Source organism: Chloracidobacterium sp. D (assembly GCF_018304685.1).
In the GTDB taxonomy this organism is placed as follows: domain Bacteria; phylum Acidobacteriota; class Blastocatellia; order Chloracidobacteriales; family Chloracidobacteriaceae; genus Chloracidobacterium; species Chloracidobacterium thermophilum.
Genome location: NZ_CP072635.1, coordinates 111,143 through 132,152 on the forward strand (window position 1 = coordinate 111,143; position 21,010 = coordinate 132,152).

General features: G+C 63.5%; 14 protein-coding genes. 6 read left to right on the top strand and 8 right to left on the bottom strand.

All coding sequences use genetic code 11. The features are described 5' to 3' along the window. Positions 1-107: 107 nt before the first annotated feature. Positions 108-2,321, bottom strand: coding sequence for a protein-disulfide reductase DsbD family protein (locus J8C01_RS11670; protein WP_211433054.1), 2,214 nt, complete (start codon positions 2,319-2,321; stop codon positions 108-110). Between the two features lie 6 nt (positions 2,322-2,327). After that, a complete protein-coding gene (gene acs / locus J8C01_RS11675) occupies positions 2,328-4,277 on the bottom strand; it encodes an acetate--CoA ligase (protein ID WP_211433055.1) in 1,950 nt (649 codons plus the stop codon). Between the two features lie 94 nt (positions 4,278-4,371). Here acs and J8C01_RS11680 point away from each other — a divergent pair, with 94 nt between their 5' ends. Continuing rightward, positions 4,372-4,824 (top strand): hypothetical protein, encoded by a 453-nt coding sequence (locus J8C01_RS11680; RefSeq protein WP_211433056.1) that lies wholly within the window; start codon positions 4,372-4,374, stop codon positions 4,822-4,824. On the opposite strand, the gene J8C01_RS11685 is transcribed toward J8C01_RS11680, so the two are convergent. Then, entirely contained in the window at positions 4,731-5,807 is a 1,077-nt protein-coding gene (locus tag J8C01_RS11685) for an alpha/beta hydrolase (protein WP_211433057.1), read from the bottom strand. The genes J8C01_RS11680 and J8C01_RS11685 overlap by 94 nt on opposite strands. A 35-nt stretch (positions 5,808-5,842) precedes the next feature. Continuing rightward, on the bottom strand, positions 5,843-7,393 hold the full coding sequence (locus tag J8C01_RS11690) for a peptide MFS transporter (protein WP_211433058.1): 1,551 nt from the start codon (positions 7,391-7,393) through the stop codon (positions 5,843-5,845). A gap of 209 nt (positions 7,394-7,602) precedes the next feature. On the opposite strand from J8C01_RS11690, the gene sctN reads away from it, so the two are divergent. Further along, positions 7,603-8,931 carry a type III secretion system ATPase SctN gene (sctN, locus tag J8C01_RS11695; RefSeq protein ID WP_246840780.1) on the top strand — a complete coding sequence of 443 codons (1,329 nt, stop codon included), beginning with the start codon at positions 7,603-7,605 and terminating at the stop codon, positions 8,929-8,931. 21 nt (positions 8,932-8,952) lie between these two features. Here sctN and J8C01_RS11700 read toward each other — a convergent pair whose 3' ends face one another. The 3 genes from J8C01_RS11700 to J8C01_RS11710 are packed head-to-tail and all read right to left on the bottom strand — an operon-like array spanning position 8,953 to position 12,795. Further along, complete coding sequence (locus tag J8C01_RS11700) at positions 8,953-9,828, bottom strand: alpha/beta fold hydrolase (RefSeq protein ID WP_211433059.1); 876 nt, start codon at positions 9,826-9,828, stop codon at positions 8,953-8,955. Between the two features lie 10 nt (positions 9,829-9,838). Then, entirely contained in the window at positions 9,839-12,346 is a 2,508-nt protein-coding gene (locus J8C01_RS11705; protein WP_249355519.1) for a S9 family peptidase, read from the bottom strand. 8 nt (positions 12,347-12,354) lie between these two features. Continuing rightward, positions 12,355-12,795: a VOC family protein gene (locus tag J8C01_RS11710; RefSeq protein WP_371821115.1), complete on the bottom strand. Its 441-nt coding sequence runs from the start codon at positions 12,793-12,795 to the stop codon at positions 12,355-12,357. A 314-nt stretch (positions 12,796-13,109) separates the two neighbouring features. Here J8C01_RS11710 and J8C01_RS11715 point away from each other — a divergent pair, with 314 nt between their 5' ends. Continuing rightward, the gene (locus tag J8C01_RS11715; protein WP_211433060.1) at positions 13,110-13,760 is read left to right on the top strand and encodes an IS607 family transposase; all 651 of its coding nucleotides are present in this window, start codon (positions 13,110-13,112) and stop codon (positions 13,758-13,760) included. Next, the gene (locus J8C01_RS11720) at positions 13,751-15,091 is read left to right on the top strand and encodes an RNA-guided endonuclease InsQ/TnpB family protein (protein ID WP_211433061.1); all 1,341 of its coding nucleotides are present in this window, start codon (positions 13,751-13,753) and stop codon (positions 15,089-15,091) included. Before J8C01_RS11715 ends, J8C01_RS11720 begins: the two co-directional genes overlap by 10 nt. A 16-nt stretch (positions 15,092-15,107) precedes the next feature. On the opposite strand, the gene J8C01_RS11725 is transcribed toward J8C01_RS11720, so the two are convergent. After that, complete coding sequence (locus J8C01_RS11725) at positions 15,108-19,037, bottom strand: Kelch repeat-containing protein (protein WP_211433062.1); 3,930 nt, start codon at positions 19,035-19,037, stop codon at positions 15,108-15,110. 370 nt (positions 19,038-19,407) lie between these two features. Here J8C01_RS11725 and J8C01_RS11730 point away from each other — a divergent pair, with 370 nt between their 5' ends. Both J8C01_RS11730 and J8C01_RS11735 read left to right on the top strand, forming a co-directional pair. Next, positions 19,408-19,707 (top strand): PqqD family protein, encoded by a 300-nt coding sequence (locus tag J8C01_RS11730; protein WP_211433063.1) that lies wholly within the window; start codon positions 19,408-19,410, stop codon positions 19,705-19,707. Between the two features lie 10 nt (positions 19,708-19,717). Further along, the gene (locus J8C01_RS11735) at positions 19,718-20,971 is read left to right on the top strand and encodes a radical SAM/SPASM domain-containing protein (RefSeq protein WP_211433064.1); all 1,254 of its coding nucleotides are present in this window, start codon (positions 19,718-19,720) and stop codon (positions 20,969-20,971) included. The last annotated feature ends 39 nt before the right edge of the window (positions 20,972-21,010 follow it).

Here is a 21,010-nt window from a genome sequence, read left to right on the forward strand (position 1 = left end):
GCCCGATGGCCGTCACGGGACGACGGGTTTTGGCGCCGGTGGGACGGGCAAAAGTAATCCGGTGCTGCCGCCCGCCCGGCCGTTCCTGTGTCTGACTGGTGCTGCGCTCAGGAGTTTTCCCGGAAGGTTTCCAGGATGAGTCCCGGCGTGATGACCTCCGGCAGAACTTTCGGCTCCCTGCCGTTAGCCGGATAAAACACGTAGAGCGGCACGCCACTGCGCCCGAATTCCGCCAGGGTGCGGGTGATTTCCTCGTCGCGGTTCGTCCAGTCAGCCTTAACCATGACGATGCCGCGCTGCTCGATTTCCTGCCGTACGGCTTCGGTCTCCAGCGCCACCTTTTCATTGGCCTTGCAGCTCAGGCACCAGGCAGCCGTGAAATCCACAAAGACCGGCTTGCCGGCCCGGCGCAGTTCTTCGACCCGGGCCGGTGAGAACGGCTCCCACCGGATGCCGCCGGACTTCGTTTCCGTGGGACCGGTCGCCGCATTGGCGGCTGACGGAAGCTGGTGAATCGTCCGCACTCCGAAGACCGTGCTGCCCACGATGATCAACAAAGCCGTGGCCATGGCGATGCGCCGGATGACCGGCGTCCGTGTCAGGCTGCCCCAGCGTCCCCAAATCCAGCCGCCCAGCCCGATGAGGACGAGCATGCCGAGCATCAGTGCCAGCCCGTCCACGCCAACTTCCAGCCCCAGCACCCACAGCAGCCAGACGACCGACCCCATGAGCAGAAAGCCCATGAACTGCTTGAAACTCTCCATCCACGGGCCCGGTCGGGGGACGAAGCGGAGAAGCTGCGGCGCGGCGGCCAGAATCAGGTACGGCGCGGACATCCCCAGCGCCAGCGCCGTGAAGATGAGCAGCGCCACGGCCGTCGGTTGCGCCAACGCCACCCCCAGCGCCGACCCCATGAACGGGGCCGTGCACGGCGTGGCAACCACCGTGGCCAGCACGCCCGTGAAAAATGACCCGGCCAGCCCGCTCCGGTTCATGGCCGCACCGCCAACCGTGGTCAGCGTCAGTCCCACTTCAAAGACGCCAAACAGCACCAGCCCGAAAACAAACAGCACGGCCACGAGAAAGGCGACAAAGGCCGGTTCCTGCAACTGAAAGCCCCAGCCAAGCTGTTGTCCGCCGGCCCGCAGCGCAAGCAGGATGCCGGCCAGCGCCCAGAACGACAGCACGACGCCGGCCGTAAACACCAACCCGTGCTGCCAGGCCTCGCCCCGCCCGGCCTTTGCCTGCTCGACAAAACCCAGCACCTTGATCGAAAGCACCGGCAGCACACAGGGCATCAGGTTCAGAATCAGCCCGCCGAGAAACGCGCCGCCCAGCGTGACGAGCAGCGCCAGCCAGCCCAGCGGTTGACCGCCCGACGATGACCGGTCAGACCGGGTGCCGGCGACTGGTGTCAGCAGATCGCCCAGCGCCGTCAGCGGTTCAATTGGCACTTCCACCGTCAACCCCGGTTCTGTTCCGGCCCCACGCCAGCCGGTAGGCGTGACAATCACCCCGGCCAGTTGGGTCGGCGTCTTTTCAGCGACCTTCGAGCGCGCCAGGCGCAGGGCATACCCACCTTTGACGCGCAGCAGGCGCTGCGGTTCAGCGCCTTCGATGACGAGTTCCTCGAAAGGAAAAAACGTCACTTCCGTCAGCGGTTCGGCCCCCGGCGGCGGCGTCAGCAACAGCACCAGATGGTCGCCGTCCTGTGCCGCGCGCAGCTTCCATTCCGAAGTCGCCAGCGGCAACTGCGCGCAGGCGCGGGAAAATGCCTCCGTCCACGGCGAAGGCTGGGGCACGTCGTTGGTCACGGGCAACGTCAGGGTCAACTCGGCGTCGCCGGGGATACATTCTTCCCGGCACACGAGCCAGCGCACCTTGCCTGCCAGCGTCACCGGCTTGCCGACCGGGAGCTTGTCTGGCGGCGTGATGCGGATCAGGTGCAGGACTTCCTTTTCATAGCCATAGCCAACCAGGCCGCTGACCTCGATGCGTTTGGGAATCGGCCACTGGATGTCGTCGGCTTTGAAACCGGGCGGCAGTTTCCACTTGATGGACGTGGGCTGCCCGGAATCGCCGGGGTTGCGCCAGTATGTGTGCCAGTGCTCTTCCAGCTCAAAGCGGATGGCCACCCAGAACGGCACGCCGGGCCGGATGGCCGTCGTTTCGGCAATCAGTTCGGCTTTGACGTGTGGTTGTTCCACGGGCGCCGCCATTGCCGGGCTGGTCCACAGCCCACCCGGCCAACCAATCGAGAAGAGTCCCAGAGCAACGGCCGCCAACCACAGCCTGCCGTGTTTCCACCTGTGTTGCATCATCAAACCTCAATCCTCATCAGCGCGGAGCTTTTCGAGTACCGAAAAATCCTCCAGCGTGGTGACATCCCCGACGACATTGCCGCTGGCGGCGATTTCGCGCAGCAGGCGGCGCATGATTTTACCGGAGCGCGTCTTGGGCAGTGCATCGGTAAAGCGGATGTCGTCCGGCTTGGCCAGCGCGCCGATTTCCTTCGCCACATGCTCACGCAGGGCGGCCCGGAGGGCATCATCCCCGGCCCGGCCGCCCTGAAGCGTGACAAACGCCACAATCGCTGAGCCTTTGAGTTCATCAGGCCGGCCGACGACCGCCGCCTCGGCCACGGCTTCGTGCGACACCAGCGCGCTTTCGATTTCAGCCGTGCCCAGCCGGTGGCCGCTGACGTTGATGACATCATCCACCCGCCCCATGATCCAGTAGTTGCCATGTTCATCGCGCCGTGCGCCGTCGCCAGCAAAATAGACGCCTTCGATCTCGCTCCAGTATTGCCGGCGGTAGCGTTCGTCGTCGCCCCAGATGGTACGCAGCATCGCGGGCCAGGGCCGCGTCAGAACGAGATAGCCTCCTTCGTTGGCATCAACCGAGCGGCCGTCTCTCAGACGAATATCGGCGCTGATGCCCGGCAGCGGACGGGTGGCCGTACCGGGCGTCGTCGTCGTGGCCCCCGGCAGGGGCGCAATCATCATGCCGCCGGTTTCGGTTTGCCACCAGGTGTCCACGATGGGGCAGCGTCCTTTCCCCACCACCTGGCGATACCACATCCAGGCTTCGGGGTTGATGGGTTCGCCAACCGTACCAAGCAGGCGCAGGCTGTCGAGGCGATGTTTCAGCACCCACTGCTCCCCCCAGCGGATAAACGCCCGGATGGCGGTTGGAGCCGTGTAAAGAATCGTCACGCCGTGGCGGTCCACGATGCGCCAGAAGCGGTCCGGCTCAGGATGGTTGGGCGCACCTTCGTACATCATCACCGTGGCCCCGTTGGCCAGCGGCCCATAGACGACGTAGCTGTGGCCTGTCACCCAGCCGACATCGGCCGTGCACCAGTACACATCATCGTCCTTGAGGTCGAGCACCCACCGGGCCGTGGCCGCCACCTGTGTCAGGTAGCCGCCCGTCGTGTGCAGGATGCCCTTGGGTTTGCCGGTCGTGCCGCTGGTGTAGAGGATGAACAGCGGATGTTCGGCATCGAGCGCTTCCGGCGGACAGTCGTCGCCTACCGTTTCGAGCATTTCGTGCCACCAGTGATCGCGTCCGGGCTGCATGTCCACCTTCGAGCCGGTGCGTCGCAACACGAGACAGGTTTCAACGGTTGGCGTTTGCTCAAGGGCCGCATCCACGGCCGGTTTGAGGCGGACTTCCGTCCCGCGTCGCCAGCAGCCGTCGGCCGTGACGACAAGTTTGCAGCCGGCGTCGTTGATGCGGTCGCGCAGGGCTTCAGCCGAGAAACCGCCGAAAACGACGGAGTGTGTCGCCCCGATGCGGGCGCAGGCCAGCATGGCGATGGCGATTTCCGGCGTCATCGGCATGTAAATGGCCACGCGGTCGCCGGCCCGGACGCCAAACTTCTTCAGAACATTGGCAAACCGGCAGACTTCGCGGTGCAATTCCCAGTACGTCAGCGTCCGGGTGTCGCCCGGCTCGCCTTCCCACACGATGGCCGCTTTCGTGCGCCGCCAGGTTTTCAGGTGACGGTCAAGGCAGTTGGCAGAAATGTTGAGTTTGCCGCCGATGAACCACTTGGCGTGGGGTGGGTTCCACTCCAGAACGTGCGTCCAGGGCGTCATCCAGTCGAGGGCCTCCGCCTGTTTGGCCCAGAAAGCCTCGAAGTCAGCTTCCGCTTCGGCATAGAGTTGGGCGGCGAGTTCCGGCGTGACGTTGGCCTGCCGGGCAAAGTCCGGCGGCGGTGGAAACTGTCTGGTTTCATGCTGGTGAGACTCGATGGCATAGGATTCAGTCATGGCTTGCGTGACTCCAGATTCAGCGAAATGACGGGGGCCGGCCCGACGGCAAGGCGGGTTGTCGGCGGGACAGGTGAAATGTAGCTTGAAAGGTATGGAACGCGCGAATCCTGCACCACTTTCTAGGTCAGCTACCTATGCCCGCTACTGGCTGCAAGCGGTGTTCTTTCTGCTTGCCGGCGTTGAGTTGGCCAACGCGCTCATGGCGCTCTTTTTTCAGGATGCGGCGGCCAGCTTCTACGGCTGGGAGATCAGGGACCCGGCGATGACGCAGCAGTATGGCCTTGCGCTGTGTGTTGTCGCGGCGGCGTACTTCCTCATCGGGCTTGATCCAGTCGCCAATCGCCGCCTGTTGCTGTTGCCGCTGGTCGAAGTCGGCGCGGCCACCTTCTGGACGTTTTTCCTGTCCCGTGGACAGTATGGCGGGCGCGGCACCGTGCTCATGGCGCTCGGCTACTGCCTGTTCATTGTGGCAGCGGTGGTCGTCCCGACAGCAATGTTGCGGACAGCAGCGGAAGGTGTGGACCCGACACCGCCGGCGGCCTGAGCCGGTTGCGGCGTCTCCGGGCGGCCCTTCTCTGGGGTCACAGGTGCAATCCCGGCAAACGCCTGCATGGCGCGGACAGCCTCCCCCTTGGGCAGGGCAAAGGTCGTGTCGTGATTCCCGCTGGGGATGGTGATCTGCACCACCTGCTGATTGCCGCCTTCAAAGGCCGCTTTGGTCAGCGCCTCGGCCATCCAGAGCGGCACAGTCGTGTCGTTTTCGGCATGCAGGATGAGAATCGGCGCGCGCACCTGCCGGATTTTTTCGACGTTCGGGCAGCGGATGCGCGTCAGGTAGTGGCAGGGAAACATCGGGTAGCGCAGGGCGGCAATATCGGGCAGGGAGGTGAAGGTGGCCAGGGTCATCAGTCCGGCCGGCTGCACCCGCGCCGCCAAATCCACGGCCGGCGCGCCGCCCAGTGAATGCCCGACGATGAAAATCCGCTGCGGGTCAACGTCCGGCCGCCGTTTGAGATATTCAAAGGCAGCCAGCGCCGTGTCATACAGCCCCTGTTCGCTTGGCTCTCCGCTGCTGAGTCCCAACCCGATGTATTCCGGCACCAGAACGTTGAACCCGGCCCGGCGGAAGACTTCTATCTGATTGCGGAGAAACGGATAGTTGAGGTATTCGCCGACGCCGTAGAAGAAAAGCAGGGTCGGGCGGCGGGCGGCATCGGGAAGCACCCGGTCGCCGTGTTCGTCGAGCGCCGGGCCGAACAACGCCGTAATGGTCTCGCCCCGCGCCGCTGAAAACGTGACGTAGCTTGCGCCCAGCGGCGCCGCCACCCGCCGCCGGGCCTGTTCCCCACGGGCGACAGGACGGAACACCATGGCATGCTGACGGGTGTAGAAGTAAACGCCTGCGCCGACATAGCCGAGCAGTCCCAAGGTGAACAGCACGAGGCCTACCCGCAGCAGACGCGCTGCGAAGGGATAGCGCCGGGCAAAGGAAGTTTGTGGAGAGGTTGTTGGTTTCAGTCCTGCCATGCGCTTCTGCACCACTCCGTTCAATGGCGGTTGTTCTAGCGCACGTTACCCATGAGCCGGCGGATGAACGGTGTGAGGGCAAACGCCACCACGGAAACCACGATCCCGGTCGCCGCCACCTGGTAAAACAGCGAACCGACGCTTTCCGGGCGGGTTTCGTCGAAGTGACCGGCAATGAGACCACCAATGTAGTTGCCGAAGGTCGGACCCAGAAACCATATCCCCATCACCAGCCCGCTCAGCCGTTCCGGGGCCAGCTTGGTCATCGTACTCAGGCCCACCGGACTCAGGCACAGTTCGCCCACCGTGTGGATGAGATAGACCGCCACCAGCCACCACGGACTCAGCTTGCCGCCGTTGAGAAAGGCCACGCCCACGGCGGCTACAACGAAGCCGACGCCGACCAGCAGGATGCCGACGGAAAACTTGGCCGGGCTGGACGGCTGCCGGTCGCCCCACTGCACCCAGAGCCAGGCGAAGACCGGCGCCAGGAAGATAATGAGGATGGGGTTGAGCGACTGGAAGTAACTCGAAGGAAACGCAAAACCGAAGATGCGGCAGTCCGTCAGCCGGTCGGCATAGAGGTTGAGGCTCGATCCGGCCTGCTCGAAAAGCGCCCAGAACACAATCGAGGCCAGGAAGAAATACACAATGGCCAGCATCCGTTTGAGTTCGTCTTCCGCCAGGGTACGGAGGAAGGAAAACCAGACCAGGGCAATGATGCCGGCAAAAACCAGCGCAATGTAGGCATAGCCGGCCGCATTGCCCAGACGGCCCACAACCAGCCCGTGGAGTTGCTGAAGGCCCGCGACGACGGCAAACAGGGCAAAGGCCACGGCCAGGTATGACGCCAGCCCCTGCCAGACCGGCGTTGTGTTGCCATCTTCGCGCACCGGACGTTCGCCGACGCCTTCCAAGTACTTGAAGCCGACAATGTACTGCACCAGTCCCAGCGTCATCCCGATGCCGGCGGCGGCAAAGCCCCAGTGCCAGCTTGAACTTGGTTGAAAGCCCCAGCCGGCAATGGTGCGTTTCCACGTGTCGGATTGGGCCAGAAAGCCGCAGGCCAGCGGGGCGAGAAAGGCTCCGATGTTGATGCCCATGTAAAAAATCGAGAAACCGGCATCCCGGCGCTGGTCTTCCGGCCGGTAGAGCCGCCCGACAATGGCGCTGATGTTGGGCTTCAAAAGACCCGTGCCGAGCATAATCAGCACGAGACCGGTGTAAAAGGCCTTTTCCGACTCAAAAGCCATGGAAAAGTGACCGGCGGCAATGATGATGCCGCCAATGAAAACGGCGTATTTCAGACCCAGCAGCCGGTCAGCCGCCCAACCGCCGGGCATGGCCAGCAGATAGACGGCGGAGGTGTACGTGCCATAGACCAGCGCCGCCCGCGCGTTGGAATAGCCCAGCCCGCCGTTTTCGTGGCTGGCGGTCATGTACAAAACGAGGAGCGCCCGCATGCCGTAGTAGCTGAAACGCTCCCACAGTTCCGTAAAAAACAGCGTCATCAGGCCAATGGGATGGCCGAAAAACTGCTTTCCTGACATGACGCCTTCCGGCGTCTCTGCAATGGCAGCCGACATGGTGTGAGCTTCCTTGACGGGAATCGAAATGAATTTGGCTGCGCACAATAACGCATTCACGTCGTTCGTACACGGATGAAATGCATGGCGCAAAAACTTTGGCCGCCGGGCCGGTCTGGCCGGCTATGACAGAAAGCTGCCGGCCGCTATCATCGCTTCAACATTGCTGCCGGAACATTTCTGCCGAAGCCGGAGGCTGTGGAAAGGCCATGGAGACCCTGGCGTTACCGAAACTCGACCTGTCACCCTACGTCCGGGCGCTTGACTGGCTGCCGTCGGTGGAAGTCCGGGGGCGCGTGACGGAACTGGTCGGCCTGCTGGTACGGGCATCCGTGCCGGGCGCCCGCGTGGAAGAGCTGTGCCTGATTCGGTCGCCGCACCGGGCGCATGACCTCAAGGCCGAGGTCGTCGGGTTCCGGGGATCGGAAATCATCCTCATGCCCTTGGGCGAGTTGCAGGATGTCGCCATGGGGGCGGAGGTCATCTCGACCGGCGGCTCCCTCAAGGTCCGGGTGGGCGACAGTCTGCTGGGGCGGGTGCTCGACGGCCTGGGCGAGCCGATGGACGGCAAGGGGCCGATTCCGAATGCCGTGGAGGTGTCCGTCACGGCGCGCCCACCGGACCCGATGAAGCGCCAGCGCGTGACCAGGCGGTTTATGACTGGCGTCCGCGCCATAGACGCCACCCTGACGGTTGGCGAAGGCCAGCGTGTCGGCGTCTTTGCGGCGGCTGGCGTGGGGAAATCCACCCTGCTCGGCATGCTGGCGCGCAATACCGAAGCCGAAGTCAACGTCATCGCGCTCATCGGCGAACGTGGCCGTGAAGTGCGCGACTTCCTCGAACATGACCTCGGACCCGAAGGTCTCAAACGCTCGGTCATCGTGGTTGCCACTTCAAACGAGCCATCGCTGGTGCGCCTCAAGGCCGCGCACGTGGCCACGGCCATTGCCGAATACTTCCGCGACCAAGGCAAAAAGGTGCTGCTGATGATGGATTCCGTGACGCGCTTTGCGCGCGCGCTGCGCGAAGTTGGTCTCGCCACGGGGGAGCCGCCGGCACGCGCCGGCTTTCCGCCTTCGGTGTTCAGCGAGTTGCCCAAGCTGCTCGAACGGACGGGCAATTCCCAGCGCGGCTCGATCACGGCGTTTTACACCGTTCTGGTCGAAGGCGATGACATGACGGAACCCATTGCCGACGAAACCCGCTCGATTCTCGACGGGCATATCATTCTCTCGCGGGCGCTGGCGGCGGCCGGGCATTATCCGGCGATTGATGTACGGCACTCGGTGTCGCGCGTCATGACGGCCGTGGCCGACAAGGACCACATCGCCAAGGCCATGAAACTGCGCGACATCCTCGACGCCTACGAGTCGCAGAAGGACCTCATTCTTATCGGGGCCTACAAAAGCGGCAAGGACAAGCGCACCGACTACGCCATTTCCAAAATTGACGCCGTCAACCAGTTTTTGCGCCAGCCCACGAGCGAGAAAGCCGATTTCCAGGACACGCTCAACCGCCTGACAAAGCTGGTTTCCTGACGCAGGAAGGGCGCGCCCGGCCTACGCAACATCGGCCAGAAAGCGGCGCGTTGCGTCCACGACGGCTTCAAACTGGTCGTGGTGAACCCAGTGGCCGGCGTCGGGAATTTCGACGTACTGCATCCGCTCGATCATCTGAAGCTGCGGACTCTGCGCAAGGTTGGCCGCCCAGCTTTTCGCGCCCCGGATGCACAGTACCGGGCATTTCACGGCCGCAAAGAGTTCCCTGGCCAGTTCGGTCGGCAGTCCCAGCGGCGGCAGGTTGCGCAGGTAGGGATCGAACTTCCAGATGAGGCTGCCGTCGGCCGTACGGTTCGTGCCGTAGCGCGTCAGGTGCGCGGCCATGGCGTCGGAAAGATGCGGGTTGGCTTCCTTCATCCGGGCCGTGGCTTCCTCGATGGAGGCATAGCGGCGCGGCGTCCGGCTTTCGGCCGCCAGCACCCGTTCTGCCCAGGTGCGCAGCCGTTCCGTGTAGGTCTTCGTCCTTGTCGCCGGGGGCGGGCCCCAGCCTTCGATGTTGACGACGGCCGAGACCCGTTCGGGAAACGCGCCGGCGTAGTGCATGGCCACGATGCCGCCCAGCGAGTGCCCGACGATGGCCGCCGGAAACCGCTGCACGACACCGCCGAAGGCCACCAGGTCGAGCATGAACTCCGGGAAGGCATACATCGCACCTTCCACCCACGCGCTGTCGCCATGGCCGCGCAGGTCAAGGGCATAAACGTGGTACTCGCGGCGGAACTCCCGCGCAAAGTCATCCCAGCTTCGCGCGTGATCCTGCGTGCCGTGGACGAGAATGAGCGGCAGGCGGTCGTCGGGCCCGCCGTAGTCCCAGTAGTGCAGCTTGAGCCGGTGCGAGTGGAAGTAGTGTGACGATGGGTTCAAAGGTTGTTCCATGGATGTTGCGTCAGCGCTGTTCCGGCTGGCCGGAACGGGTCCCGGCCGGTTTTGTTTCGGCTTCCAGCGGTTTGGCCGCCTTGACGTGCTCTTCCAGCCAGGTGTGCATCTCCCAGAGCATGTGCAGGATGGATTCGCGCGCCCGGTAGCCATGGCGTTCGTGAGGCAGCATCACCAGCCGTACTGTCCCGCCAAGGCCCTTGATGGCCTGAAACAGCCGTTCGCTCTGGATGGGGAAAGTGCCGGAGTTGTCATCGGCTTCGCCGTGGATCAGCAGCAGCGGGTCGCGTATCTGGTCAGCGTAGTTGAATGGCGACATGCGCTGATACACCTCGCGGGCCTGCCAGTAGGTACGCTCTTCGGCCTGAAAGCCAAAGGGCGTGAGCGTCCGGTTGTAAGCGCCGCTGCGGGCAATCCCGGCGCGGAACAGCCGCGAGTGGGCCAGCAGGTTGGCTGTCATGAATGCCCCGTAGGAGTGTCCACCGATGGCGACGCGGTTGGGGTCAGCGACACCGCGCCGGACACACTCATCAATGGCCGCCTTGGCCGAGGCCACGAGTTGTTCAATGTAGGTGTCATTCGGCTCGCGGCCGCCTTCGCCTACGATGGGAAAGGATGGATCGTCGAGGACAGCATACCCCTGTGTGAGCAGGAAAAGCGGCCCCCAGTAGCTGACGCGGACGAACCGGTAGGGCGACCCCTGTACCTGGCTGGCGGCGGCGGCGCTGACGAATTCCTGTGGGTAGGCCCACATCATCAGCGGCAGGGGGCCGTCCCGCTTGGGATCGTAGCCGGGTGGCAGGTACAGCGTGGCCGTCAGATCAACGCCGTCGGCCCGTTTGTAGCGGATTTGCTCTTTCTGGATGCCGATGAGCTGCGGCGTCGGGTGGGGGAAGTCCGTGAGCGCCGTCATCCGGCCTGTCTCCATGTCCCGGATGAAGTAGTTGGGCGGCGCGGTTGGCGACTCGCGCGTGAGCAGAACGCGCGTGGCGGCGGGGTCAAGCAGGGCTACGGGGTTTTCATAGTAGGGCGGTTCTGACCGCCACAGCCGTGTTGTCTGGCCTGTGGCCACCTCGAAGCGATCCAGAAACGGGCGGTCGCCTTCCGGCGAAGCGCCTTCGCCGGTCAGGTAGAGCGTCCTGCCGCCATCAGGCGAAAGCAGGCGGGGTGTGCCGTTGGGTGCTGTAGCTGTAAGAAAGTTGCCGGGGTCGGCATAGCGGTCTTCGGTTGAACGTTCAAACACAAGCGTTGGTGCCGCGTCGGGGGCATCCGGTTGGAATCGCCAGGTACGGCGCAGGCGCGTTTTGCGCCAGCCTTCGTAGGCAATGGCCAACTGTCCGCTGTGCCACTGGACGGCCAGAAAGCGGTAGGCAAAGCCGAGGCTGGGAGTCGGTGTGCCGGCAAATGGCGCGGACAGGAAGAAGAGACGGTCCCGAATGTCGGCTTTGACGGCCGGGTTGCCCTCATCCTGAGCTTCCACCCAGACGAGCGTGGCCGGGGCATCGCTGCGCCACTGTACGTTGCGGGGGCCTTTGGCAACGGCGTCAAAGCTCGTCGGGATGTCATCCCGCAGCGGCAGGTCGGCAACTTCGCGGACAACTTTCCCGTTTTCGTCCCAGACCTGAATCCGGTTGGGGAAATAGCTTGCCGGCAGGGTGTAGGAATAGGGGCGATGCAGTATCTGCACCAGGAAATACTGCCCGTTGGGTGAGGGCACAGCACTCTGGAAAATGGCCGGGGTGCCGATGGGTTTGGTACGGCCGTTCAGGTCAACCCGGACGAGCTGGGACGCAAGATAGTAGTCAAACAGCGTTTCGTCGTAGGGATTGCGCAGCAGGTCCTGGAAGGTACGGGCGGCCGTGACCCGTCCGCGGTTTTCCTGCACGATGGGTCCGTCCGGCGCGGCTGGCGGTGATGGCGGTGCGCCGCGCTTGGCCGGTACGGTTCGGCACAGCAGCGCCTGGCTGTTGGGAAGCCACTGGAAGGGGCGTCCAGCGATGGCGTTGAGCTGGAAATCACCCAGCCGGCGCACGGCGGCCTGTTCGACATCGAGCAGCCACAGTTCGACACGATCAGTCGTGGTGTGGGTCAACGCCAGAAAGCGTTCGTCCGGCGACCAACTGAGGTCACTCAGGCGCGCCGGGTTGGGAAGTCCGGTCACAGGGCGTTTCGTCCCGTCCGTCAGGCGCACCAGGGTGAGTCCGGTCAGGTAGGACGGTTGGCTGGGGCCGTTGGTCTTTGGGTTGAAGCGGATACCGCCCAGGCGGAGTTCGGGCTGGGCGACTTCGGCAATGGGCGGCAGGGTGGGACGGTCGGCCAGCAGCAGCCAGTTCCGTTGCGGACTCAGCAGAGCCACCGGTGGCAGGGGGGCATCCACCAGGTCGGCGATGGCTTTTGGGGGGGTGCGATAGGGGATTTGGGCGGGTGCTGGAAGCAGGAAAATGCTGCTCAGCCAACCGAGCAGGCAGAGCACAGCGGCCCACTTACGACAGGGAAGCGGTTGATGGTAGGAAGGCATAGCCACACTCATCGGTCGGTGTCATCGCCAACTTCAGGGAGTTCGGCGCAGCCAAAGACGGCTTCAGGGTTGGTGTAATGCTTGAACTCCAGCAGGTTGCCCGACGGGTCTTCCAGAAAGAATGTCCGGTGTTCGGTCGGTTCGCCGGGAAAGCGGACTCGTGGTAGGTGACGGAAGCGTAGCCCCTGCGCTTTTGCCCGTGCTGCAACTTCAGCCCAGGCCGTTTCCGTCGGAAACACCATGCCGAAGTGACGCGGGTAGATGCCGGTCTGTGGCGGCGGTGGCTCATAAACAAGATGGGCGACAAGCTGGTGCCCAAAGAAGTTGAGAATCAGCGCCCGCTCTGAGGTTCGGCCCGGAGTGCAGCCAAGTCCGTCAACATAAAAACGGCGGGTCGCCTCAAGGTCGGTCACAGGGAATGCCAAGTGAAAGCAGGGTGCGTTCAACATAAGCCGTGTTTGGAAAGGTTTTGAAAAGTCTCTGCCGCCTTCTGGGATGGCGTTTTCATCCGGCGGCGTGTTCATCTTAAGCCGCGCGCCAGAGGCGAGACAACCGACGACGGCCAGACCGGGCGCAGTCCCAGGTGCATACAAACCCAACAGAACCTTCCGGTTAGATTATCGTGGGCGGCACATTTCCCTGTGAGGAGCCACGGCTTCGGTTGTCACAGGGATTTTTTCGGGTGCGCTCTTGTCCTGGTTGACGGGCAGGGCGTCGGGAGCCGGACTCTAGCTTGCCGTATAGTACGCGATAGTGTATAATAATGCTCTTGGAAAGCACTATAAGCACAGGCAAGGCGGCAAAACTCCCTGGTGTCCCGGTCAAGACGTTGCAGCGTTGGGAACGCGAAGGAAGGCTAATTCCGGTGGCCCGAACGGACAGCAACCGCCGCCTCTACACTGAGACGCAGATCCGTGAGTTCATCGGTTTGCGGCAGGCCAACCATGCGCCAACAAAGCTTGTCGCCTACTGTCGGGTATCGAGTGCGGCGCAGAAGCCGGACCTGGCGAATCAGCGCAAAGTGCTGGAAGCGTTCGTGGTGGCGAAGGGATTGGCGGGGGTCGAGTTTATCGAGGAAGTGGGCAGCGGGCTGGACTTCAGGCGCAAGCGGTTTCTGGCCCTTATGGACGAGATCGGGCGACGTGAAGTCAGGATGCTGATCCTCGCTCACCGGGACCGCCTCACCCGTTTCGGCTTTGAGTGGTTCGAACATGACGCCCAAACCCATGGCTGCGAAGTGCTGGTACTCAACCAGGAACGGCTGTCTCCCGAACAGGAAATGGTGCAAGACTTAATGACCATCGTGCACTGTTTTTCGTCCCGGCTGTACGGTTTGAGGAACTATCGAAAGAAGTTGGATGAAGCGCTGAAACAGGATGCGAATGACGTCAAAAAGGCCCAACAATGCAACTAACCCACAAGATCGCTCTTTGTCCGACTCCTGAGCAAGTGGACTACTTCAAGCGCGCCTGCGGCACGGCGCGGCGTGTTTGGAACTGGGCGCTCAATGAGTGGAACAGGCAATACGCAGCAGGCGGCAGGCCAAACGCCATGGCGCTCAAAAAACAGTTCAACGCCATCAAGTACACCGACCCGCAGTGGCTCGATGAGAACGGTCGGCCTTGGTTGCAAGACATTCACCGGGATGCCCACGCCCAGCCGTTTGCCCATCTCGCCAAAGCCTGGGAAAGATTCTTCACCGACCTCAAGGCTGGCAAAGAGGCACACGCACCGCGCTTCAAGAAAAAGGGGCGCTGCCGCGACAGCTTTTATGTTGCCAACGACAAGTTCACCCTGGAAGGCAAGACGATCCGTCTGCCCAGGATCGGTGAAGTCGCCATGACCGAGGAACTGCGATTCAAAGGAAAGATACTGGGCGCGACGGTCTCGCGCACGGCGGATCGTTGGTTTGTGGCCATACAGGTCGAGGTGCCTGATGCGCAATTCTATCGGCGTCGCACGGTGCACGATGTCAATGGCATCGACTTGGGCATCAAAGCTGCCGCAACGATCTCCAGCGGCGAAGCCATCGAAGCGCCAAAGCCGCTCAAAGCAGCGCTGCGTCGCCTCAAGATTCGCGGTCGGCGTCTCAGCCGCAAGCTGGAAGCCGCCAAAGAGATGGCGGGGTTTGGACGCCATGCCTGCCTGCCCAAAGGAACGCGCCTGCCGGTATCGAACAACCGGCAGAAGTCCGCTGCGATATTGGCAAGGCTTTATGCCCGCATGGCCAATATCCGAGCGGATTTCACCCACAAGCTCACGACTCGACTCTGCCGCGAAAACCAAGCGTTAGTGATCGAGGATTTAAACGTCAAGGGGATGCTGGCGAACGAGAGACTCGCCCGCGCTATCTCTGACGTTGGCTTTGGGATGTTGCGCTCGCAGTTGGAATACAAGGCGAAACGCTACGGCACTCATCTCATCATCGCCGATCGCTGGTATCCAAGCAGCCGACTCTGTTCCGTCTGCGGCTGGAAGAACGAGGCGCTGACATTGAGAGATCGAGAATGGGTGTGTGCCGAGTGTGGTGCGCACCATAACCGTGACCTCAACGCAGCGCTGAACCTGAAACGGCTGGCAACCGTAACTGCCCTACCCGTGGCGAGTCCGACCAGTAATGGCGGCGCTGCGGCGGGGATGGCCCCCGCCGTAGTCGGGGAAGTCACGCCTGTCAGATACGACGATGGTCAACAAGACACGTCGGGGCAGGAAGAGAACTGTGCGCACTTTTGCGCACATTCTTGATAGCAGGTGTCTTGCGCTACAACTGCCCGTCCCAGTTGCCGACAAGCGGTATGTCGCCATCCGCGCCATAGACCAGCAGGAAGTCAGCCGTGCCGGGCAGGTTGGTGTTGCGCAGGAAGAACGTCGGCACGCGATAGACGCCGACCGTATCCACGCCATCGCCGTCGAAGTCCCCGACCACAACCTTGTCATCGGGGTTGCCAAAGTTGAACACCAGATCGGCATCGCCGCCGGTGTTGGCATTGCGCAGCAGGAAGGTGTTGCCGCGCACCACGCCAACCGTCGTCGTGCCGTTGCCGTCCCAGTCGCCGACAATCGGGCGGTCGCCTTCCTCGCCATAGACCACGACGATGTCCGGGTTGCCGGCCGTGTTGGTGTTGCGCAGGAAGAACGTCCGCGTCGCCGGGCGATAGACGCCAATGGTCGTCGTGCCGTTGCCGTCCCAGTCGCCGGCCAGCGGGATGTCCTCCGCGCCGCCATAGGCAAAGGCAATGTCGGCCACGCCGCTGTCGTTGCTGTTGCGCAGGAAGAACGTGCCGTTGCGGAAGACCCCGACGGTGGTGATGCCGTCGCCGTTCCAGTCGCCGGCCAGGGGCACGTCGCCGTCCGCACCAAACGCGAAAGCCAGGTCGGCGTTGCCCGAAGTGTTCGAGTTGCGCAGGAAAAACTGCCCCCGGCGGAAGATGCCCACGGTGTCGCCCTGTTCACCCCGGGCCCCGTAAGCCCCCAGCGCATTGGAGACACCGCCGCTGCCACGTCCGCCCCAGACGACCATCTGCCGGCGGGTGGCGTCCCAGATCGCCGTGTGGCTGGCGGTCAAATCCGGCGCGCCCTCGGTTTCGACCGGCCGCCAGAAGTCGAACGTCGGGTTGTAGCGTCCGCCGGTGGCGCCGGCGTCACCCCAGACGATCATTTCGCGGCCCGTCCAGACGGCTGTGTGGCCGGAACGCGCCGCCGGTACGCCGTTGGCGGAGGTGGCCGCCCAGGTGTCGGCAGCCGGGTTGTACAGCGCCCCGGAGTTGAACGCCCGGGCGGCGGTGGTCGCCCCGCCCCAGACGATCATCCGGTCGCCCGTCCAGATGGCCGTGTGGTCAAAACGGGCATCCGGCGCGCCGTCCGTCCCGCCGGAGCTGGTCGGATCGGTGCGCGTGGGCGTCCAGGTGTTCGTCGTCGGGTTGTAGCGTCCGCCGGTGCGCAGTTCGGAAAAGCGGTTGTCGGCAAAGGTCACGCCGCCCCAGACGATCATTTCGCTGCCCGTCCAGACGGCCGTGTGCCGGGAGCGCGGCCCGGGGCGACCATCCGCTGCCGTCGCCGCCCACGTATCCGTTGCGGGGTTGTACCGCCCGCCGTTGTCAAAGTAGTTGGTCTCATTGTTGGACGGATTCGTGAAACGTCCGCCCCAGACGATCATTTCACTGCCCGTCCACACGGCGGTGTGTTCTTCCCGTGCCGAGGGGGCATTCGTCAGCGAGGTGGGCGTCCAGGTGTTCGTGACGGGGTTGTAGCGCCCGCCGGCGTTGGTCTGTCCGCCCCAGATGATCATTTCGCTGCCTGTCCACACGGCGGTGTGGCCCACGGGCGGCAGGTTGATCGCCGCGCCGGGCGCGCCCTGGGTGGACGTGGGCAGCCACTGGGCCGTGGCGAGGTTGTAGCGCCCGCCGGTCAGCGTCCGCACACCGGCTGATGCACCGCCCCAGATGATCATTTCCACGCCGGTGTTGACCGCTGTGTGGCCTTCGCGGGCGATCGGAACGGGCGTGGTCGCCGTCGGAAGCCAGGTGTTCGTGAGGGGATCGTAGCGGCCGCCGGTGGCGTCGCCGCCCTGTCCGCCCCAGACAATCATGTACTTCGTGGCGTTCTGGTTCGGTTCGGCGTAGGCATCCGTCCAGATGGCCGTGTGGTTTTCACGTCCCGACGGAGCGCCGACCGTTGTGACCGGCGTCCAGGTGTTCGTGGCTGGGTTGTAACGTCCGCCGTCGTTGAAGCGTACGTCGAGCGCCGCCCCGCCCCAGACAATCATTTCCGTGCCGGTCCAGACGGTACTCTGGTTGACGCGGGGCGTCGGCGCGCCAGCCGTGGCAATCGCTGTCCAGGTGTTGTTGGCCGGGTTGTAACGGGCACCGGCCACGGTTGGCGCTGGCGCGCCGGCCACGCTGCCCCAGACGAGAAGTTCCGTTCCCGTCCACACAGCGCTGGGGGTGAACAGTCCGGGGGCATTGGTCGTGCTTGTCGCCGTCCAGGTGTTGTTGCTGGGCGTATAAATGCCGCCGCTGTTGAGGCGGCCGCCGTCGGCGTTGACGCCGCCGAAGACAATCATCGCCGTTCCGGTCGAAACCGCCACGTGGTCGGTCCGCGCCTGTGGTGCGCCCGTCGTGGCCGTGGCGCTCCAGGCGTTGGTTTCGGGGTTATAGACGCCGCCGGTATTGGTTGGGATGGGAACGCTGCCGACAAAGTTGAGGTTGCCGCCCCAGACAACCATCCGCCCAGCCTGCGCCAGCCAGACAGCAACGTGGCTGAACCGGGCGGCCGGTGCGCCGTCGTTGGCCGTGGATGAACTGGGGTCGGTACGGGTCGCCGTCCACTTGTTTTCGACCGGATCGTAGAGTGCGCCGGAGTTGACCGGCGTGCCGCTGACGCCGCCCCAGACAATCATCCGCGTGCCGGTCCACACGGCCGTATGGTTGACCCGTGGCGCTGGCGCGGCATCGGTGGCGCCAATGGCGCTGGGGGCGACGCGCGTCGGCGTCCAGGTGTCGGTAATCGGGTTGTAGCGCCCGCCGGTGTTGAGCGGGCTGCCGCCGCTGAACGTCCCCCGGAAACCGCCCCACACAATCATTTCGACGCCCGTCCAGACTGCCGTATGGCGGAAACGCGCGGACGGGACACCATCGCCGGCATCCTGCGCCCAGCGGTTGTCGTTGCCGGCAATGGCCTTGGGGAGGGCACTTTCCGCCGTGACCGGCAGCCGGAGTTCTGGAAACGACCCGGAGACTGTCGGGATGACGGGGCTGTAGTTGGCCCTGACCTGCGCCCACCAGGTATCGAAGTCCACCTTGCGCCATTCGGCTGTGACAAGCCGCACCCGGTCGCTCTCAATCGCCTGAAGCTGCTGAATGAAAAACCGCTCGTCGTCTTCACACAGGGGCGTCACCATACCGGGCGCCAGTTTGGCCGGGTGGCTTCCGAAGCGTTCTGCAAGCCGGGCCATTTCGTGTTCCCAGTCCGCGCTGGACACCGGCAGGCGGCGTAGGTCGGCAACCGCGAAGGCTTCAGGCCGGTCACGGCGGATGAACTCGACTTCGGTGCAGACCGCGCCCAGCCGGGAGAGCGTCTCAACGGCGGGCGCGATTTCCAGCGCCTGGCGCACCTGGGCTTCGAGCCGGCCGTGAAACCGCCGGTCACGGGCATAGTCCGCCTGCAACCGCTGTCTGACCAGCACCGGCCGCGCCAGGCATTCGGCAATGGCAATGGGGTCGTTGTCCAGCGCCGCAAACAGCTCCTGCAACACTTCCGGTTGTTTGGAGTGGCGCATCATCCGGCTGACTTCGGCGTGGAGTTCGGCGGGCGTTGGCGCGTGATGCCAGAGCAGGTCCAGTGCGTGCTGCTGGCACAGTTCGTCTGCGACAAGGGCGCGGAGTTGCGGCTGGGAAAAGAGACGGTCGAAAGCCGGCTTGGGTGTCGTGGCCTCCCAGCGCCGCCGTTTCCAATAGACCTGTTCAATGGCCCGGCGGTAACGCACCCGCTCGTCGAGCGTGAGCGTGCGCCACTGCGTGGCTCCCTGAAGGGCAAGGGTTGTCGGAGCCGTTCTGGTGTGCGCTGGGGGTTGGGAAGGGCGCAGTGGCCGTGGTGTTCCACCGGACGCCAGCGTGGGCGGGAGAGACAACAGCAACGGATGCAGGCACAACATCAGAACCAGACCGAGACGGGTCAACAGGCGTGAAGACATCAACAAGGTCATCCTTAAGAGCGTCATCCAACGTATTTGGAAGCGATCCCCCACCAGCATTCGCCGTGGCGGCGCGCGAAAACAAGCGCCCATTCTCACCAAGCACCGCTGAAAGGCCAAGTCGAAAGCCAACGTGCCGGTTTCGCCCGGAGCAGGACGTTTCTGACGCTGGCAGGTGGCGTTGCGCAAGCCCGAAGGCAAAAAATTTTGAAAGGCATGTGACGCCCCTGCCGATAGAAGCGTCTGAGTGAGGTGAGAACTTTTTTTGGGAGACTGTCCTGGACTGACAAGCTGGTGCAACACAATTGCAACTCTTTATGGGTATGAAGTGAAACTCACAAAAAAACAACCCGAAAGCTGGAAAAATCTTATGAGCAACCTTGTCAAAAAACTTCCATGTGTGACGCGCCGCATTGCCGACGAAACCCTGTTGATCCCGATTCGCGGGCAGGCGGCTGATCTGGATGCCATCTACGTCCTGAATGACACGGCTGCCTTGCTCTGGTCACAGCTCGATACAACCGGCGATGTGGCAACGCTCAGCGCCGTGCTTTGTGAGGCCTTCGAGGTGTCACCGGAACAGGCCGCGCAGGATGTCGCTGAATTTCTGGCCGCACTTGAGGAAAGCGGGATCATTGAGGTTCCTTGCGCGGCCAGCTCTGCCGCCTGAGAGGGAAGCCATGGAAAGCGTCTCTTACGCGGAACTGAGCCGCCGGTTGCACGGGCGGCTGCTGGCCGGGCGTATCCCGCTGGAAGCCACCTTTGAGGTAAGCCGCCGCTGCCCGCTGGCCTGCCAGCACTGCTACAACAACCTGCCAATGAATGACCACGCCGCCCGGCGGCGCGAGCTTTCGCTGGATGAATACCGGCGGATTTTCGACGAAATTGCCGAAGCCGGAACGCTGTGGGTGCTCTTTACCGGCGGGGAAATTTTTGCGCGCCGGGACTTTCTGGACATCTACACCGAAGCCAGGCGCCGGGGCTTCATCATCACGCTGTTTACCAACGGCACACTGCTGACGCCGCGCATTGCCGACTATCTGGCTGAATGGCGTCCCTTTGCCATCGAGATCACGCTCTACGGCCACACGCGCGAAACCTATGAGCGGCTGACCCGCGTGCCCGGCTCCTACGACCGCTGTCACCAGGGCATCCGCCTGCTGCTTGAACGCCGGCTGCCGCTCAAGCTCAAGACCGTCGGCACAACCATCACCAGAGATGAAATCTTCGCCATGCGCGATTTTGCCGAAAGTCTGGGCGTGCCGTTCAAGTTCGACAGCATGATCAACCCACGGGTTGACTGTTCGCAGTCACCGCTGGAGGTGCGCCTGACGCCCGAAGAAGTCGTCGAGCTGGACCTGCGCGATCCGCGCCGCATGGCCGAGTGGCGCGCGCTCAACGACCGCTACCGGACGGCTGCCGTGGCCCCGTACGTTTCCAACACCGTCTATGACTGCGGCGGCGGTGTCGGTTCTTTTGCCGTGAATCCGTACGGCGAAATGTCCATCTGTGTGCTGTCGCAGGTGGATACCTACGACCTGCGCCAGGGGAGTTTCCGCGAGGGCTGGGAGCAGTTTCTGCGGCGGGTACGCCTTCAGACCCGGACCCGTCCGGCCAAGTGCACAAGCTGTGAAATCCGTCTCATGTGCACGAGCTGTGCGGCCGTCAACGAACTGGAAAACGGCGACAAGGAAGCCGCCGTGGATTTCTTCTGCCGGACAAATCATCTGCGTGCCTATCTGCTTGGGCTTGACCTCAAGCCCAACCCGCTGTGCGAGTACCGTCCGGGAAGCGAGCGTTACGAGGACATCCAGGCTTCTGTAGCGGCCTTGCGCGCCCGGGCGCGGGAACTCGGTGTTGACCTGTCGTTCAAGCCCCGCCGGACCTTGCCAGTGCTTCAGGGACACCCGACGGCGGCATCCCAGACACTGTAACGTTCAGCCTTCTGTTGTTCACCGCGTTCACGTGTATGT

What these genes read in the sequence shown, in the direction of transcription:
- J8C01_RS11670 (WP_211433054.1), bottom strand. Translation starts at nt 2,321, where the DNA reads ATGATGCAACACAGGTGGAAACACGGCAGGCTGTGGTTGGCGGCCGTT.
- acs (WP_211433055.1), bottom strand. Translation starts at nt 4,277, where the DNA reads ATGACTGAATCCTATGCCATCGAGTCTCACCAGCATGAAACCAGACAG.
- J8C01_RS11680 (WP_211433056.1), top strand. Translation starts at nt 4,372, where the DNA reads ATGGAACGCGCGAATCCTGCACCACTTTCTAGGTCAGCTACCTATGCC.
- J8C01_RS11685 (WP_211433057.1), bottom strand. Translation starts at nt 5,807, where the DNA reads ATGGCAGGACTGAAACCAACAACCTCTCCACAAACTTCCTTTGCCCGG.
- J8C01_RS11690 (WP_211433058.1), bottom strand. Translation starts at nt 7,393, where the DNA reads ATGTCGGCTGCCATTGCAGAGACGCCGGAAGGCGTCATGTCAGGAAAG.
- sctN (WP_246840780.1), top strand. Translation starts at nt 7,603, where the DNA reads ATGGAGACCCTGGCGTTACCGAAACTCGACCTGTCACCCTACGTCCGG.
- J8C01_RS11700 (WP_211433059.1), bottom strand. Translation starts at nt 9,828, where the DNA reads ATGGAACAACCTTTGAACCCATCGTCACACTACTTCCACTCGCACCGG.
- J8C01_RS11705 (WP_249355519.1), bottom strand. Translation starts at nt 12,346, where the DNA reads ATGCCTTCCTACCATCAACCGCTTCCCTGTCGTAAGTGGGCCGCTGTG.
- J8C01_RS11710 (WP_371821115.1), bottom strand. Translation starts at nt 12,795, where the DNA reads ATGTTGAACGCACCCTGCTTTCACTTGGCATTCCCTGTGACCGACCTT.
- J8C01_RS11715 (WP_211433060.1), top strand. Translation starts at nt 13,110, where the DNA reads ATGCTCTTGGAAAGCACTATAAGCACAGGCAAGGCGGCAAAACTCCCT.
- J8C01_RS11720 (WP_211433061.1), top strand. Translation starts at nt 13,751, where the DNA reads ATGCAACTAACCCACAAGATCGCTCTTTGTCCGACTCCTGAGCAAGTG.
- J8C01_RS11725 (WP_211433062.1), bottom strand. Translation starts at nt 19,037, where the DNA reads ATGTCTTCACGCCTGTTGACCCGTCTCGGTCTGGTTCTGATGTTGTGC.
- J8C01_RS11730 (WP_211433063.1), top strand. Translation starts at nt 19,408, where the DNA reads ATGAGCAACCTTGTCAAAAAACTTCCATGTGTGACGCGCCGCATTGCC.
- J8C01_RS11735 (WP_211433064.1), top strand. Translation starts at nt 19,718, where the DNA reads ATGGAAAGCGTCTCTTACGCGGAACTGAGCCGCCGGTTGCACGGGCGG.